This is a genomic window from Aeromonas sp. 19NY04SH05-1 (assembly GCF_040581895.1).
GTDB lineage: Bacteria > Pseudomonadota > Gammaproteobacteria > Enterobacterales > Aeromonadaceae > Aeromonas > Aeromonas enteropelogenes.
Genome location: NZ_CP095328.1, coordinates 2,973,146 through 2,989,618, shown reverse-complemented (window position 1 = coordinate 2,989,618; position 16,473 = coordinate 2,973,146). Strand labels below are relative to the sequence as shown.

Annotated in this window: 11 protein-coding genes; 5 read left to right on the top strand and 6 right to left on the bottom strand. The window is 63.2% G+C overall.

Translation table 11 applies throughout. The annotated features are described in order from the left end of the window. Nucleotides 1–72: 72 nt before the first annotated feature. From MRK42_RS13635 to MRK42_RS13615, 5 genes are all read left to right on the top strand, one after another. A complete protein-coding gene (locus MRK42_RS13635) occupies nt 73–2,046 on the top strand; it encodes a TonB-dependent receptor (RefSeq protein ID WP_354689054.1) in 1,974 nt (657 codons plus the stop codon). 71 nt (nt 2,047–2,117) lie between these two features. Beyond that, on the top strand, nt 2,118–3,134 hold the full coding sequence (locus tag MRK42_RS13630) for an iron ABC transporter permease (protein ID WP_354688315.1): 1,017 nt from the start codon (nt 2,118–2,120) through the stop codon (nt 3,132–3,134). A gap of 7 nt (nt 3,135–3,141) precedes the next feature. After that, on the top strand, nt 3,142–4,179 hold the full coding sequence (locus MRK42_RS13625) for an iron ABC transporter permease (RefSeq protein WP_342016818.1): 1,038 nt from the start codon (nt 3,142–3,144) through the stop codon (nt 4,177–4,179). Then, on the top strand, nt 4,179–4,982 hold the full coding sequence (locus tag MRK42_RS13620) for an ABC transporter ATP-binding protein (RefSeq protein WP_354688314.1): 804 nt from the start codon (nt 4,179–4,181) through the stop codon (nt 4,980–4,982). Before MRK42_RS13625 ends, MRK42_RS13620 begins: the two co-directional genes overlap by 1 nt. A 59-nt stretch (nt 4,983–5,041) precedes the next feature. After that, nucleotides 5,042–5,959 (top strand): iron-siderophore ABC transporter substrate-binding protein, encoded by a 918-nt coding sequence (locus MRK42_RS13615; protein WP_124240803.1) that lies wholly within the window; start codon nt 5,042–5,044, stop codon nt 5,957–5,959. A 74-nt stretch (nt 5,960–6,033) separates the two neighbouring features. Here MRK42_RS13615 and MRK42_RS13610 read toward each other — a convergent pair whose 3' ends face one another. The 6 genes from MRK42_RS13610 to MRK42_RS13585 all read right to left on the bottom strand — a co-directional run bounded on the left by MRK42_RS13610 (nt 6,034) and on the right by MRK42_RS13585 (nt 16,407). Then, on the bottom strand, nt 6,034–6,396 hold the full coding sequence (locus MRK42_RS13610; RefSeq protein WP_354688313.1) for a copper-binding protein: 363 nt from the start codon (nt 6,394–6,396) through the stop codon (nt 6,034–6,036). Between the two features lie 34 nt (nt 6,397–6,430). Then, on the bottom strand, nt 6,431–9,580 hold the full coding sequence (locus tag MRK42_RS13605) for an efflux RND transporter permease subunit (RefSeq protein WP_354688312.1): 3,150 nt from the start codon (nt 9,578–9,580) through the stop codon (nt 6,431–6,433). Nucleotides 9,581–9,653: 73 nt separating this feature from the next. Further along, nucleotides 9,654–11,168: an efflux RND transporter periplasmic adaptor subunit gene (locus tag MRK42_RS13600; protein WP_354688311.1), complete on the bottom strand. Its 1,515-nt coding sequence runs from the start codon at nt 11,166–11,168 to the stop codon at nt 9,654–9,656. 265 nt (nt 11,169–11,433) lie between these two features. Then, the gene (locus tag MRK42_RS13595) at nt 11,434–11,943 is read right to left on the bottom strand and encodes a hypothetical protein (RefSeq protein WP_354688310.1); all 510 of its coding nucleotides are present in this window, start codon (nt 11,941–11,943) and stop codon (nt 11,434–11,436) included. Between the two features lie 144 nt (nt 11,944–12,087). Continuing rightward, nucleotides 12,088–15,198: a multidrug efflux RND transporter permease subunit gene (locus tag MRK42_RS13590; RefSeq protein WP_354688309.1), complete on the bottom strand. Its 3,111-nt coding sequence runs from the start codon at nt 15,196–15,198 to the stop codon at nt 12,088–12,090. 9 nt (nt 15,199–15,207) lie between these two features. Continuing rightward, the gene (locus tag MRK42_RS13585) at nt 15,208–16,407 is read right to left on the bottom strand and encodes an efflux RND transporter periplasmic adaptor subunit (protein ID WP_042028515.1); all 1,200 of its coding nucleotides are present in this window, start codon (nt 16,405–16,407) and stop codon (nt 15,208–15,210) included. Nucleotides 16,408–16,473: the final 66 nt, after the last annotated feature.

Sequence of the window (16,473 nt, the reverse complement as noted above, 5' to 3'; positions counted from 1 at the left end):
GCCGGGTCTGGCAAGGTCAGACAGGGATGTCGGTGGTGTTGGCCTTTTCCTGTTCTATGTGGAGTGTTGATGATGCGTACATCATCCCGACTATTTGCAGTTCATCCTCTGGTGTTGTCCCTCTTTGCCTTGCCGGCCGTGGCACAAGCACAAACCGGCGCGGCCGATCCCGCCCATGAAACCCTGGTGGTCACCGCGACCAAGACTCGCCACAGTGAACTGACGGCACCCGCCAGCGTCTCGGTCGTGACCCGTGCCGAGCTCGACAAGCTCAACGTCAATGACCTGACCGGGGCCCTGAAACAGCTGCCCGGGGTCAACATCAATCCGGCCACCAGCTATGGCCGCAGCGAGATCAAACTGCGCGGGCTGGAGGGGGATTACACCCTGCTGCTGGTCAATGGGCGGCGCATCAGCTCCCGCGATGCCCTGACTTCCGGTTACGGCAACGACTTCGATCTCTCCGCCATTCCCATGGCCGCCATCGAGCGCATCGAGGTGATCCGCGGTCCCATCTCCTCCCTCTACGGGGCCGATGCCCTGGGGGGCGTGGTCAACGTCATCCTGCGCCAGCCCAAGGAGCAGACCGAGGCGGCTGCAACTTACACCTTCAGCGATCCGACCGATGGTCACGGCGGGGACGTCAACAAGGCGAGCGCCTATGTGGGCGGCGCGCTCATCGACAACAAGCTGCTGGCCAACTTCGTGGTGGAAGGCAACCACAGGGATGCCTGGCAGAGCGAGCAGAGCATCAACCCCAAGGCAGATGCCATCGAGCAGCGCGAGAAGCTCGGCATGCTCTCCAACGTCAAGTGGCTCATCGACGAGCAGCAGGATCTGGATGTCGGCATGAACTACGCCAAGGACGATCGGGAGGCGCACTGGAACAACTACGGCCAGACGCCGCGCAACATCCAGCAGATGGAACGCCTGGGGCTCAATGCGACCCACGTCGGGCGCTGGGATCTGTTCGACAGCCGGGTTGGCTACGCCTTCGAGCAGGTCGACCTGTTCGATGACTCCGAGCTGATGAGGGTCCTGACCAAACAGAGCGGCGATGTGACCCAGACCAACCATACCTTCGACGGCCAGCTGAGCGGCAACCTTGGCAGCCACCTGTTGACCGGCGGCGCCGAATACCGCATCACCGAGCTCAAGCACAACGTCAGCCTCAAGGGGAGTGATGTCAGCGTCGATCAGAGCGCCCTCTATCTGCAGGACGAGTTTGGCTTCGGCGATCTGGCCCTGACCCTCAGCGGCCGGGTCGATCACCACGAGACTTACGGCACCGAGTTCAGCCCGCGCGGTTATGCCCTCTACAGCCTGACCGACAACTGGGTGGTCAAGGGGGGGATCGGCAAGGCGTTCAAGGCACCGACCATCGCCCAGTCCAACGCCGATTACGGGATTGCTGCCTGTCGCGGTCGCTGCGCCGTGGTGGGCAACCCGGACCTGAAACCCGAGACCGCCGTCAGCTATGAACTGGGCACCACCTATGACGCCACCGTGTGGGGGGCCGGGGTGACCGCCTTCCACAACGACATCAAGGACAAGATCCAGAGCGAGGGGTGGACCTCCACCTGGCGCCCCTCCGTGATGACTTATCGCAACGTCAGCAAGGCCCGTATCAAGGGGCTGGAGTTGAGCGGCTGGTTCGATATCACGGATACGCTGAGCCTCTCCGGCAACTTCACCCTGATCGACGGGGAAGACAAGACCACCGGCAAGGATCTCTACAAGACGCCGGAGCACACCGCCAACGCCACTCTGGAGTGGCAGGTGATCGACACCCTGAGCACCCGGCTTGGCTGGAACTACACCGGCAGCCAGATCCTGCCCGTGCCACGTCTGAGCGGCACCACCTATGAAAACACGGCGGGCTTCCACACCCTGGATGCCGGCGCCGTGTGGAGTGCCACCCGGGCGCTGGATGTGAAGTTCGGCCTCAACAACCTGACCAACACCAAGCGTGACTGGGTCGCGACCGAGGCGGATCAGATCCTCGAGGGGCGCACCGTCTACGCCGGCGTGGCTTACAAGCTGTGATGCGTTCGGGGAGCCCGCGGGCTCCCCTTGTTCCCTGATTCAACCATACATATCAACAAAAGGAGCCAAGGGTGCTTAGACACCAGACGTATCTGCTCTGGCTGGGATTGTTCCTCCTGTTCATGCTGCTTTGCCTCTCCCTGGCCACTGGTGCCGGGGTGTATGGCGCCCGTGAAGTGATAGGTTATCTGGCGGGGGATCCCCGCTTTGCCGGCGACGAGAAGCTGGCCATGGTGCTCGATACCCTGCGCCTGCCCCGCACCTTGTGTGCCATGGTGGTGGGCGTTTCTCTCTCGCTTGCCGCCTCCTTGCTGCAAAGCGCCACTCGCAACCCGCTGGCCGAACCCGGTCTGCTCGGGGTCAATGCCGGCGCCGTCTTCGCCCTGGTGATCGGGCTCACCTGGTTCGGGGTCGAGTCCGCCTACGGTTATCTGCTCTGGGCCGGGCTCGGTGCCCTGCTTGGCAACCTCATCGTGCTGGGGCTCGGCATGATGATAGGCCGCTCCAATCCCCTCAAGCTCATCCTGGTAGGGGTGGCGCTGTCTGCCACCTTCGGCGGCCTTTCCAGCTTCTTGCTGCTCTCCAACAAGATGGTGCTGGAGCAGTACCGCTTCTGGAATCTGGGCTCCCTCGCGGGGGCCGATATGGACGCCATCATCGCCGTGCTGCCGTTCGTGCTGCTCGCTTTCGCCCTCACCCTGCTGCTCTGCCGCCAGCTGACCCTGATGCAGATGGGGGACAGTCAGGCCCAGGCGCTGGGTATCCGGCCGACCCGGGTGCGGATCGGCGTGCTGCTGGCCGCCACCCTGCTGACCGCCAGCGCCATCGCCATCGCCGGCCCCATCGGTTTCGTCGGTTTCCTCGCGGCCTACTGTGGTCGCCTGGTGGAGCCGGTGAAGCTGTCGGTGCAGGTCTGTTTCTCCGCCCTGTTCGGCATGTTGTTCCTGCTGGTGGCCGACATTCTGGCGCGCTGGTTGATCCAGCCGTTCGAGCTGCCCAACGGGGTCATCCTGGCATTGATCGGCGCCCCCGTGCTGATCGCCATCGTGCGTCGCGGGGGCTTTCGTACCCTGCTGACCGTCAAGTGAGGCGCTGATGCTTACACCGACCGATATGCTCTGCCTGCGGGCGAGCGAACGTTCCATCCTGCTGCATCTGCCGAGCTGGCGCTGGCTGACGCTGCTGGCCCTGGCCCTGGCAGCCTTGATGCTGCTGGCCTTGAGTGTCGGCAGCGGCAAGCTGGGTTTTGCCGGCGTGCTCAACACCTTGCTGGGGGAAGGGTCGCGCCTCGATGGGATCACCCTGTTCAAGATCCGGCTGCCCCGCATTCTGGGGGTGATAGTGGCGGGGGCGGCCATGGGGCTTTCGGGCTGTCTGGTACAGACCCTGATCCGCAACCGGCTGGCAACTCCCGACATGGTGGGGGTCAATAATGGCGCCTCCCTTGGCATCATCATCTTCTCCCTCTACCTGACCCTGGGCAGCTGGCCCTGGTGGGCTGCGCCGCTTGGCGCCATCTTCGCGGCGCTGGTGCTCTATGCCCTCTGCCGCAAACCCGGTGAACAGGGTTACCTGTTCGTGGTGATCGGCATTGGTCTGTCCGAGATGCTCGAGGCCCTCGGCCAGTTCGTGATGTCCACCAAGGCGCTGTTGCACTTGAGCTCCCTCTACCTGTGGAACATGGGCAGTTTCATCGCGGTGAGTTACAACACCATCACCCCCATCGTCATCTTGTTGCTGCTGCTCTGCCCCTGGATTATCTACCTCTCCCGCTCCCTGGCGGTGCTGCGTTTTGGCCCCGAGATGGCGCGCTCCCTCGGGGTCAATAGCGACAAGGTGCAGTTGGGGATCCTGGCTCAGGCCATTCTGGTGGCGGCCCTTGGCACCGCCATCGGCGGTCCCGTGGTCTTTATCGCCATGGCGGCGCCCATCCTCGCCTCCTGGCTGGTGAAGGACAGAGTCGTGCCGCTCTGGCTGGCGGCTCTGAGTGGCGCCCTGCTGCTGCTCGCCAGCGACACCCTGGTTCGAGTGCTGGCCAGTCCCCACGAGGTGGCGACCGGCATCATGACCCGCATTCTCGGCGGCCTCTTGCTGCTGTTTCTCCTTGTTCACGATCGCCAGAGGGCCGACTGATGACGCTCACCGTAAACCGACTCCATTTCGCCTATCAGCAGACCACCATCTTGCGCGATATCTCTTTCAGCGTGCCCAAGGGCAAGCTGGTGGGGATCGTCGGCCCCAACGGCTGCGGCAAATCGACCCTGCTCAAGTTGCTTTCCGGGCAGATGGCCCCCCAGAGCGGGGGGATACTGCTCAAGGGCAAGCCCCTGGCCAGTTACCCCATGAAGGGGTTGGCGCGTGAGCTTGCCTATCTGCCCCAGCGGCCGACCCTGCCCGCCGGCATCCTGGTGGAACAACTGGTGCAGTACGGCCGCCACCCCCATCAGGGCTGGTTCAATCAGTGGAGCGAGGAGGATGCGCGCATGGTGCGATCGGCCTGCGAGCGGATGCAGCTGGAGGGGATCTGGCACCAGAGCGCCTCGTCGCTTTCCGGCGGTCAGGCACAGCGGGCCTGGCTGGCGATGATCCTGGCTCAGGACAGCGACATGGTGCTGCTCGACGAGCCCACCAGCGCCCTCGATATCGGCCACCAGACCGAGGTGATGGAGGCGATTCACCGCATCACCGCCGAGGGTAAGACGGTGCTGCTGGTGATCCACGATCTGGCGATGGCGGCCCGTTATTGCGACGAACTGATCGCCATCGGCGACGGGGAGATCGCCGCCATGGGCCCGGCCCGCGAAGTGGTGACCAAGCCCCTTATCGATCGCCTCTACCAGACCAGTGTCGATATCCTCCACGCCCCCGGCGATGGTGCCCCCATCATAGTGCCGCGTCGTCACTATGCTGATGAAGCCGTGCGCCGGGCGAGTTGAAGCCATGACCCTGAATACCGTTTATACCAACGCAGTACCTCAAGAGAAGGAGTGAGATAATGAAGCGTTTTGCCTCCCTGGCCGCCACTATCCTGATGCTGGCCGCGCCCTTGGTTCAGGCGCAGGAGATGCGTCAGGTGACCGATGCGTTTGGCCAGAGCGTCCAGGTACCGGCCAATCCCCAGCGGGTGGTGACCTTGAGCGAGATCGATCTCGACAGCGCCCTCACTCTGGGGGTTAAGCCGGTTGGCGCCGTCAATGGTCGCGGTCAGCCGACCCTGCCGCGCTATCTGCTGGACAAGGTGGGAGAGGGGATCCCCGTGGTCGGGGATCTTGGCAGCCCCAACCTGGAGACCCTGATCACCCTGGAGCCGGATCTGATCCTGACCGGCCCCACCACCCCGGAGCAGCTGGCGCTGCTGCGGGAGATTGCCCCGACCGTGGTGACCGGCCAGTGGACCGACGGTTGGCAGCCGTTGCTGCGCCGTGTCGCCAGCGCCCTCAACCGTGAACAGGAGGGGGAGGCATTCTTGCAACAATACGAGGCGCGCCTGCAGCAGGCGCGCACCACCCTGGCCGGGCATCAGGGGGAGAGCATCAGCATAGTGCGCTGGAATCCCAAGGGGCCGAGCTTCATGTATCCGGGCACCTTCGCCAGCAGCGTGGTGGAGTCGATGGGGCTGGTGCGCCCGGCCCAGCAGCAGGGCAAGGGGGCACCCCACTCCCCGGCCCTGAGTCTGGAGTCCCTCAATCTGCTGGATGCAGACTGGCTGGTGATCGGCACCCTGAGTGCCAGCGGCGATGCGGTGGAAGCGATGCGCCAGGCCGAGCAGACCCCGGCCTACCAGCAGTTGCCGGTGATCAGGGAGAAGCGTTTTGGCGCCGTGGATGGCTCACTCTGGACCTCGTCCGGCGGCCCCCAGGCGGCGCTCAAGGTGATCACGGACGTGGAGACCCTGCTGCAAAAGCGTGGCTGACGAATCCATCCCGACCCGATGAAACGAAAGAGGGAGGCTTGCGCCTCCCTCTGTTTATGATCGTTGTTGACGGTTTATTGCGGCTGGATCTTGGTCAGCAGCAGCTTGCCATCGCGCATCTCGGCATGGAAGCTGACAGCGTCACCCACCTTCATCCCCTTGAGCTGGGTCGGCTCGACCAGGGTGAACACCATGGTCATGGCGGGCATCTTGAGGTTCTCGATATCCTCGTGCTTGATCCCCACCTTGCCATTTGTCTCGTCGATGCGGGTGATGACCCCCTTGGTCATCACCATCTCCTTCATGCCCTCCATCTGCTGCATGTCACCCATCTGGCTCATGTCGTGCCCTTCGTGGTTCATCATCTCTTCGGCTTGTGCGCCGGTGTGGGTGGCAAGGCCAAGCAGCAGGGTCAGTGTCAATGTCTTGTAGTTCATGATGTTTCCTTGTTTGTCAGTGTTGTCTGATTGATCAGGGCGCAGCCTGAGTATCTGTCTGTGCAGGAGCGTGTTCCAGTCGTTTCAGGGTGCGGACGCGCCACAGGTAGTAGGCCGCCGGCAGTACCAGCAGGGTCAGTACCAGCGCCGTCACCATGCCGCCAACCATGGGGGCGGCGATGCGTTGCATCACCTCGGAGCCGGTACCCTGGCTCCACATGATGGGCAGAAGGCCGGCGATGATGGTGACCACCGTCATCATCTTGGGACGCAGACGCAGGGCGGCGCCGTGAATGACCGCCTGGTGCAGGCCGGCCTTGTCCGGTTTGCCACTGGCCACCAGATCGTCCCAGGCGTGGTTGAGGTAGACCAGCATCAGCACGCCGGTCTCCACGGCTACCCCGGCGAGGGCGATAAAGCCAACCCCCACCGCCACCGAGAGATTGAAGTCGAGCAGCCAGACGGTCCAGATCCCCCCGACCACCGCCAGTGGCAGGGTAGTGAGGATGAGCAGCACCTCCTGGAAGCGGCGAAATGCCAAGTAGAGCAGCAGTACGATAATGGCGACGGTGAGCGGCACCACGTAGGCGAGGCGTGCCTTGGCCCGCTCCATGTATTCGTATTGACCGGACCAGCTGAGGGCGTAGCCGGCCGGCAACACCAGCTGCTTGTCCACCTCGGCCTTGGCCTCGTCGACAAAGGAGCCGATGTCGCGGCCACGGATATCCACATAGACCCAACCGTTCAGGCGCGCGTTTTCACTGCGCAGCATGGGCGCCTCGTCACTGATGTAGACCCGGGCCACGTCCGCCAGGGCGATCCGCTCACCCTTGGGGGTGACCAGGGGCAGCAGCTCCATGCTCGCCACCGAATCGCGATAGCTCTGGGGGTAGCGCAGGTTGATGGGGTAACGTTCGCGCCCCTCTATGGTCTGGCCCACGTCCATGCCGCCCACCGCAGTGGCGAGTACCGCCTGCACGTCGGCGATGTTGAGGCCGTAGCGGGCCGCCTTGAGCCGATCGATATCCACCTTCACATAGCGTCCGCCCGCCACCCGCTCGGCGTAGACGGAAGAGGCCCCCTCCACCTTGCCGATGATCTGCTCAAGCTCTTGGCCTATCTGCTGGACCACCTTGAGGTCGGGGCCGGCAATCTTGATCCCCACCGGGGTCTTGATGCCGGTGGCCAGCATGTCAATGCGGGTCTTGATGGGGGGTACCCAGGCGTTGGTGAGACCGGGGAAGCGGATAAGGGAATCCAACTCTTCTTTCAGCTTCTCCGGGGTCATGCCGGGGCGCCACTGATCCCGGGGCTTGAGCTGGATGCTGGTCTCCATCATCACCAGATCGGCGGGGTCGGTGGCGCTCTCGGCGCGCCCCGCCTTGCCGAACACATTCTGTACCTCGGGCACGGTGCGGATGAGCTTGTCGGTCTGCTGCAGGATCTCTCGCGCCTTGCCCACCGAGATGTTGGCCGCGGTGGTGGGCATGTACATGATGTCCCCCTCATCCAGCGGCGGTATGAACTCGGAGCCCAGATACTTGAGCGGCCAGAAGCCGATCACGGTGACCGCCAGCGCCACCGCCAGGGTGGTCTTGGGGCGAGCCAGCACGGCGTTGAGCAGCGGGATATAACCCTGACTCAGCCAGCGGTTGAGGGGGTTGGCTTGCTCGGGCAGCACCTTGCCGCGGATGAAATAGCCCATGATCACCGGCACCAGCGTGATGGCGAGCGCGGCGGCGGCGGCCATGGCGTAGGTCTTGGTGAAGGCCAGCGGGTGGAACATGCGCCCCTCTTGCGCCTCCAGGGCAAACACTGGCAAGAAGCTCATGGTGATGATTAGCAGGGAGAAGAAAATCGCCGGGCCCACCTCGATGCTCGCCTCGGTGATGATGCGCCAGCGGTTCTTGTCGGTAAGCTCCTCCCGCTCCATGTGTTTGTGGACGTTCTCTATCATCACGATGGCGCCGTCCACCATGGCGCCGATGGCGATGGCGATGCCCCCCAGCGACATGATGTTGGCGTTGATCCCCTGCAGATGCATCACGATAAAGGCGGTCAAAATCGCGATAGGGAGGGTGATGACCACCACCAGCGACGAGCGCAGGTGGAACAGGAAGGCGAGACAGACCAGCACCACCACGGCGAATTCTTCCACCAGCTTGCCGGAGAGGTTGTCGATGGCGCGCTGGATAAGGTCGGAGCGATCGTAGACGGTGACGATCTCCACCCCTTCCGGCAGGCTGGATTTCAGCTCGGCCAGCCGTGCCTTGACCCCGTCTATGGTGTGCTGGGCATTCTCGCCATAGCGCATGACGATGATGCCGCCCACTACTTCTCCTTCGCCGTTGAGCTCGGCGATGCCGCGCCGCATCTGGGGGCCGGTGACTACGTCCGCCACGTCACCCAGCAGCAGGGGAGCGCCCCGTACATTGGTGCCGAGGGGAATCTGTTTTAAGTCCTCGACGCTCTTCAAATAGCCATTCGAACGAACCATGTACTCCGCTTCCGCCATCTCGATGACGGAGGCGCCGGTCTCCTGGTTGCCCTGTTCGATGGCGGTCTGGATGAGCGACAGCGGGATGCCGTAGGCACGCAGTTTGTCCGGGTCGACCCGCACCTGGTACTGGCGCACCATGCCGCCCACAGTGGCGACTTCGGAGACGCCGTTCACCGTCTGCAGCTCGTATTTGAGGAACCAGTTCTGCAGTGACGTGAGCTCGCTCAAGTCGTGCTTGCCGGTTTTGTCCACCAGGGCGTACTGGTAGACCCAGCCCACCCCGGTGGCGTCCGGCCCGAGCTGGGGCTGGGCACCGGCAGGCAGGTTGGGGGCAACCTGACTCAGGTACTCCAGCACCCGGGCGCGCGCCCAGTAGAGGTCTGTGCTGTCGTCAAACAACACATAGACGAAGGAGTCGCCGAAGAAGGAGTAGCCGCGCACCGTGGTGGCGCCCGGCACCGCCAGCATGGCGGTGGTGAGCGGGTAGGTGACCTGATCTTCCACCACTTGGGGCGCTTGGCCCGGGTAGGAGGTCTTGATGATCACCTGGACGTCGGAGAGATCCGGCAGGGCGTCCACCGGGGTCTGCTTGACCGACCAGAGGCCCCAGGCGGTGAGCATGACAGTCAGCAGCAACACCAAAAAGCGGTTGCCGACGGACCAGCGAATAATGGCCGGGATCATAGTTTGACTCCTCCCTCTTGGTGCGGGATCGGCCGCTGGGTGTGGTGACTGCCAAAGCGAATGATGGCGGGGATCATGATTTATCCCCCATCTGGTGCTGGCTGTGATCCATACCCTCCATGCTTGTCATCTCGCCCTTGGCCTCTTTCATTGCGTCGCCCGCGGCCGGTTTATCTTCCACATGGATCTGGATGATGCGGTACTCGTCCCCCTCCTGCTCTACCTGCAGATGCAGGGTCTGGTTCGGTTTCAGCTGGCTGATGTCTACACCGTCGGCCACGGTAAAGTCCATCTCCATCGCGGGCCACTGCCACTCGGGGATGGGTTGATGAGAGATGCCGAGGGTACGCCCGGCGAGATCGATGTTCTGCACCTGGCCCTGGGTCCAGACCTGCATGGGACGCACCGCCGTCATGCGCTGGAAGTCCGAATCGATGGCAGATTCGGAGTCGAGCAGGAACTGGGCCGAGCTGACGATGCTGTCACCGGCTTCGACCCCCTCATCGATGGCGACCTTGTCACCAAACTGGGGGCCCAGGGTGACGGCCACCGATTTGAAGTTGCCATCCCCCAGCGCCAACACCAGGCGATCCTGGTTGCCGGTGCGGATCACCGCTTCGCTCGGCACCACCAGGCGGGGTTCCCCCTTGCCGGTGCTGATGCTCACCTTGGCGAACATGTTGGGTTTCAAAAACTCGTCCGGGTTGTCAAAGCGCAGGCGTACCCGCAGGGTGCGGGTACTGGCATCCAGGGTGGGGTAGAGGTAGTCCACCCGTCCCTGCCAGCTGCGGCCCGGGGCATAGTCCAGGGTCATGGTGACCGGATCGCCGACCTTGATCTGGGCGGCCTGGCGCTCGAACACCTCGGCGCTCACCCACACCTGCTTGAGAGTGCTGATGTTGAACAGGGGCGCGGCGGGTTCCACATACTGGCCTTCACGTACCTTGAGCTCGGAGACATAGCCGCTGCTCGGGGCGTAGATGCGCACCGTCTCCTGCACCTTGCGAGTGCGCTTGAGGGCCGCTATCTGATCCGCCGGTACCTGCAGCGACTTGAGCTTGCCCTCGGCGGCGCGCAGCAGCAGGGGATTGGTAGTGTTGAGCGCCAGCAGGTATTCGTGCTGGGCGTTCACCAGATCCGGGGCGTAGAGATCGTAGATAAAGCTGCCCTTGGCCACCTGCTGCCCCTCGTTCTTGATGGCGAGGTTGCGGATCCAGCCCGCCATCCGGGAGTTGATGGCTTCCAGCCGCTCCTCGTCATAACCCACGTAGCCGACCGTCTCGATCTGCTGGTGGATGGGGAGTTTCTCCACCTTGGCCAGCCGTACCCCCAGATTCTGCTGGATCTCGGGGCTGATGGTGACGGTGCCGGGGGAGCCACCCTGCTTCTCTTCATAGACGGGGATAAAGTCCATCCCCATGTTGTCCTTGGCGGGGGCATCGCGCTTGTCGCGGGGATCCATGGGGTTGACCCAGTAGAGCGGTGTCTTCTCCTTGGCAACCGCGGTGACTGTCTGTTTGGCCGCCCAGTAACCGCCGCCGGCCCCGAGGGCGAGCAGCAGGGCGGAGACGAGCAATTTCTGGCTCATAGGAAACCTCCCAGGCGCAGGGAAAGGGGGGCAAGGGCGCACGGATGCGTGGCTGCGTATTCGCTAAATCGGACTGATGACATGGACCATCTTCTCTTCTGTCGGATCGCCGGGCCGGTGACGAATAAGGGATAAGAGTCACACGGTTTGCCCGGCCAACGGGGCGTCAGGGACGCCCGTTCTCCTGCGCGGGTGGCGCAGGCTCAGGCAAGGAGCGCAGCCAGGACAGGGTGACCCCTGATCAGGCACGCAAGAGATGATCTTTCTAGTGGCGCAGCACCGACAGCATCAGATGCCGGCGGGGCCAGGAGGGCGGGTGAGTACCGCGGGTTCTAAGGAAGGGGTCACGCAGCCAGAGATCCAGCAAGCGGGGCAGGGTCCCCAGCGGCAGCAGCAACAGGGGGAGCAGTAGAGCCGAGAGCAGCATGCCGAGCAGGGGCAGGGCATTGGCGGCGCCAGACAGCCCGGTCTGCATCTGGCACTCATCCCCCGTCACGGTCGATTCACTCCCGGCACTGGCGTGGCAGGAGAGGGTCACGGAAGCGTTCTCCTGATCCAGCGCCATGGTGCGTGGGCCCGCGTCATCCCCATGGGACGGGATCATGGCGTCAGGCAGTGTTTGCGGCGTGAAGAGGGAGAGAGAGGCACTCGTGGTGGCCAGAGAGGCGCCGTGCCAGCTGATGCAGAGGGTCAGATTGCAGATGAGCATCAGCGCCAGCAACAGCCGGGCCAAGGCAACAGAGGGCAATCTTGCAGCAAGCTGGGTGAGTGACAATCCGGATATCCTTCGAGATCAGATGGTTGGACTGTAAACCTTACCTTGAGGAGAAGGTCAAGGCATGGCGCCTGGCATGGCCGGTGAGGATAAAAAAACACCCCCGCAGGGGCGGGGGTGTTGGACTGCCAGTCGGTGACTGGATTACTGCTTGGCCCGTTTCTCCGAGCTCTTCATGATGAGGCGGAAGAAGAGCGGGATGAAGAAGATGGCGATGAAGGTCGCCGCCAACATGCCGCCGATCACCGGCCAGCCGAGGGCGTGGCGGCTCGCCGCACCGGCGCCGCTGGAGGTGACCAGGGGCACACAACCCAGGATGAAGGCGAGCGAGGTCATGACGATGGGACGGAAACGCAAACGCGCCGCCTCCAGGGCCGACTCGATGAGGGTCATCCCTTCTTCATGCTTCATGACCGCGAACTCCACGATCAGGATGGCGTTCTTCGCCGCCAGCCCCACCAGGGTCACCAGGCCTATCTGGAAGTAGACGTTGTTGGTGAGTCCCACGGCCCAGGTGGCGAGCAGGGCGCCGAACAGGGCGAACGGCACGGCGGTGATCACCGCAAACGGCAGGCTCCAGCGTTCATACTGGGCGGCTAGGATGAGGAAGATCATCACGATACCGAAGCCAAACGCCATGGCGGCGCTGCCGGCTGCCGCTTTTTCCTGGTAGGCGGCACCGGTCCACTCCAGCTTGGCGTCGTTGCCGAGGGTCTGGGCGGCGACCTCTTCCAGGGCCTTGATCGCCTGGCCCGAGCTCACGCCCGGCGCTGGCTGAGCCATGATCTTGGCGGCCGGGAAGATGTTGAAACGCTCGACCAGCTCGGGGCCGGTAGCATCGCGCACCGTCACCAGACTGGTGAGGGGGATCATCTCGCCGGTATTGGAGCGGACATAGACGTTGCGAATGTCATCCTTCTTGGCACGGTAGTCCGCCTCGGACTGCAACTGCACCCGGTAGGTACGACCGAACTGGTTGAAATCGTTGACATAGACCTGGCCGAAGGTGGCCTGCATGGTGTCAAACACGGCGTTGATGGGCAGCCCCAGCGCCTTGGCCTTCTCGCGGTCGAGATCCAGGAAGACCTGGGGCACGTTGGCGCGGAAGGTGGTGGTCACGCTGGCAAACTCAGGACGCTCCTTGGCCGCGTCGAGCAGGCGCTGTACCTCGCCCGCGAAGGCGTGCACGTCGCCGGTACCCCGGTTCTGCAGGTAGCCTTCGAGGCCCCCGGTGGTGGACATGCCGGTGATGGGAGGCGGGTTGAAGGTGGCGGTGAAGCCATCGGCCAGCCCCATCAGGCTCAGCCCCTGGAAGGTCTTGGCCAGGGAGAAGGAGTCTTGCCCTTCTCCTTGACGCTCTTTCCAGTCTTTGAGGGTAACGAAGGTGAGACCGCGGTTGCTGATGATGGAGCCGGACAGGATGTCAAAACCCGAGAAGGTGACCACGTCCTTCACATTGGGGTTGGCCATGGCGATCTTGTCGAAGTCGCTCGCGACCGCCTGGGTACGGGTCAGGGCGGCGGCATCGGGCAGCATCACGGAGCCGATGAGGTAGCCCTGGTCTTCGTCAGGCACCAGGGCGCCCGGCACCTTGTGAAACAGCACATAGCTGCAGCTCAGGATGATGGCGATGATGCCAAAGGCCACGCCGACGCGGCGGTTGAGGAAGGCTACCCCGCGCACATAGCGGCGGGTCAGCTGATCAAACGCGTTGTTGAACCAGACGAAGAAGCGGGCCGGTTTGTGGTGACCTTCTTTGAGCAAGATGGCGCACAGGGCCGGCGACAGGGTGAGTGCCACCAGGCCGGAGATGGCCACCGACACGGCGATAGTGATGGCGAACTGCTTGTACATCACCCCCGTCATGCCGCCCATGAAGGCAACCGGCAGGAACACGGCGGAGAGCACCAGCACGATGGCGACCACGGGGCCAGACACTTCCTGCATGGCGAGGATGGCGGCCTCTTTGGCGGAGCACTTCTTCTCGCTCATGATCCGCTCGACGTTCTCCAGCACCACGATGGCGTCATCCACCACGATACCGATGGCGAGCACCATGCCGAACAGAGTCAGCAGGTTGATGGAGAAGCCCAGCATCAGCATACCGGCGAAGGTACCGATCAAGGACACTGGCACCGCGATACAGGGGATCAGGGTGGCGCGGAAGTTCTGCAGGAACAGGTAGACCACCACGAATACCAGCACGATCGCCTCGAGCAGGGTGTGAACCACCTCCTCGATGGAGATCTTCACGAACTCTGTGGTGTCGTAGGGGATCTGGTATTCCACGTCTTGGGGGAAACGACCCTGCAGGCGCTCCATGGTGGCGCGCACCTGATCGGCCACGGCGACCGCGTTGGCACCCGGTTGCAGGTAGGTGGCGATACCGATGGCTGGCTTGCCGTTGGCACGGGCCAGTACGTCGTAGTCCTTGCCACCGAGCTCGACCCGGGCCACGTCACGAACGCGGATCTTGGAGCCATCCGGCATGGCGCGGATGATGATGTTCTCGAACTCCTTCACGTCATCCAGTCGTCCCTTGGTCTGCACCGTGTAGGTGAAGTCGGTGGGGGTACTGGTGGGCTGGGAGCCGATCTTGCCTGCCGCGAACTGGGTATTCTGCTCGCGGATGGCGCCGATCACGTCGCTCGGGGTGAGTTGCAGCTGGGCTAGCCGGTCCGGGCGCAGCCAGATCCGCATGGCATAGTCGGTGCCCCCAAACAGGGAGGTATCACCCACGCCGGGAATACGCTTGAGCTCGTCGATGATGTTGAGCAGGGCGTAGTTCGACAGATAGGTGGTATCAAAAGAACCGTTCGGCGACTGCAGGGTGATCACCTGCAGGATGGAGGTGGACTTCTTGCGCACCGTCACACCCTGCTTTTTCACCTCTTCCGGCAGCTGGGCCATGGCGGCCGAGACCCGGTTGTTGACGTCGATGGTCGCCTGATCGGGGTCGACCCCGATGTCGAAGTAGACGTTGAGGTTCATCTGGCCGTTGGAGGCGGAGCCAGACTGCATGTAGATCATGTTCTCGACCCCGTTGACCTGCTGTTCAATGGGGGCAGCCACGGTCTGGGAGATCACCTCAGGGGTAGCACCCGGGTAGAAGGCGGTCACCGAGACCACGGCGGGGGTGATCTGGGGATACTGCTCCACCGGGAGCGCGCGCATCGCCGCCAACCCGCCCAGCACGATAATGATCGAAATCACGCTGGCGAAGATGGGGCGTTCGATAAAGAACTTGGAAAACATGGGGGCTCCTTATTTGCCAGCGGCACCCTGGGTGATCTTGGCGTTGATCGCCTTCATCTCCTCGGCGGAAACCGGTTTGACCACGGCACCCGGACGCGCCTTCATCAACCCTTCGACGATGTAGCGATCGCCGGCCTGCAGGCCGCTGTCGATGATGATGCCGCTACTGACGGTCGGGCCCAGCTTGACCGGACGCGGACTCACCTTGTTGTCGGCATCCACCACCATCACCAGGCGGTCAGCCTGGGATTGGACGATGGCGCGCGGCGGCACCACGATGGCGTTCTTGCGGGTACCCAGATCGATGGTCAGGCGCACGAACTGGCCGGGCAGCAGGGCGCCGTCCTTGTTGTCGAAGATGGCACGGGCACGGATGGTGCCGGTCTGGGGATCGACACGGGTGTCGGAGAAGTTCAGACGACCGGGTTCAGGATAGGTGCTGCCGTCGGCCAGCTGGATATGGGTACGCCAGTCGGTGGCACTCTTGGCCTCGATAAGCCCCTTCTTGACCGACTTCTCGAAGTTGAGACGGTCCTGCTCCGAGTAGGAGAAATTCACATAGAGGGGATCGAACTGGGTGATGGTGGTCAGCAGGCTGCTGTCACCGCTGGTGGAGATGAGGCTACCCTCGGACTGGGAGCTCTTGCTCGCCATGCCGCTGATGGGGGCGGTGACCTGGGTGTAGCTGAGGTTGAGATCAGCCTCTTTCACCTTGGCCTGGGCCGCCTGCAGGCTGGCCACGGCCGCCTCGTAGTTGGCGATGGTGTCATCGTAGTCTTTGCGGCTCACCACCTGGCGCTTGAACAGCGGGATGATGCGATCCTTGTCGGCGCGGGCCTTGTTGAGGCGGGCCTGCTCCTGAGCCAGGGTGCCCTTGGCCTGCTCCAGCGCCACCTTGTAGGGGGCCGGATCGACCAGAAACAGCTCCTGGCCTGCGGTGACCGGCTGGCCTTCCACATAGGTGCGTTTGAGCAGGATGCCGCTCACCCGGGAGCGTACTTCAATCTCGCGAAAACCGGCGGTTTCACCCACCATCTCGGTGGTGAGCGGCACATCGACCGGGGTGACCTCGTTAACCACCACAGGGACGGCAGGCATGGCGTTGGCTGCCGGGTCGGTTTCACCACCACAGGCCGTCAGTCCGCCGATCAGTGCCAGCGTCAACACGCTCTGTTTGAATCTCGCTATTGGGCTAGTCGGCACCTTCATCTTTACACTCCTGTTGGATGGATCGCCGTCGTGGCGATCCGCACTCTGTGCACAAGTCATGATTAA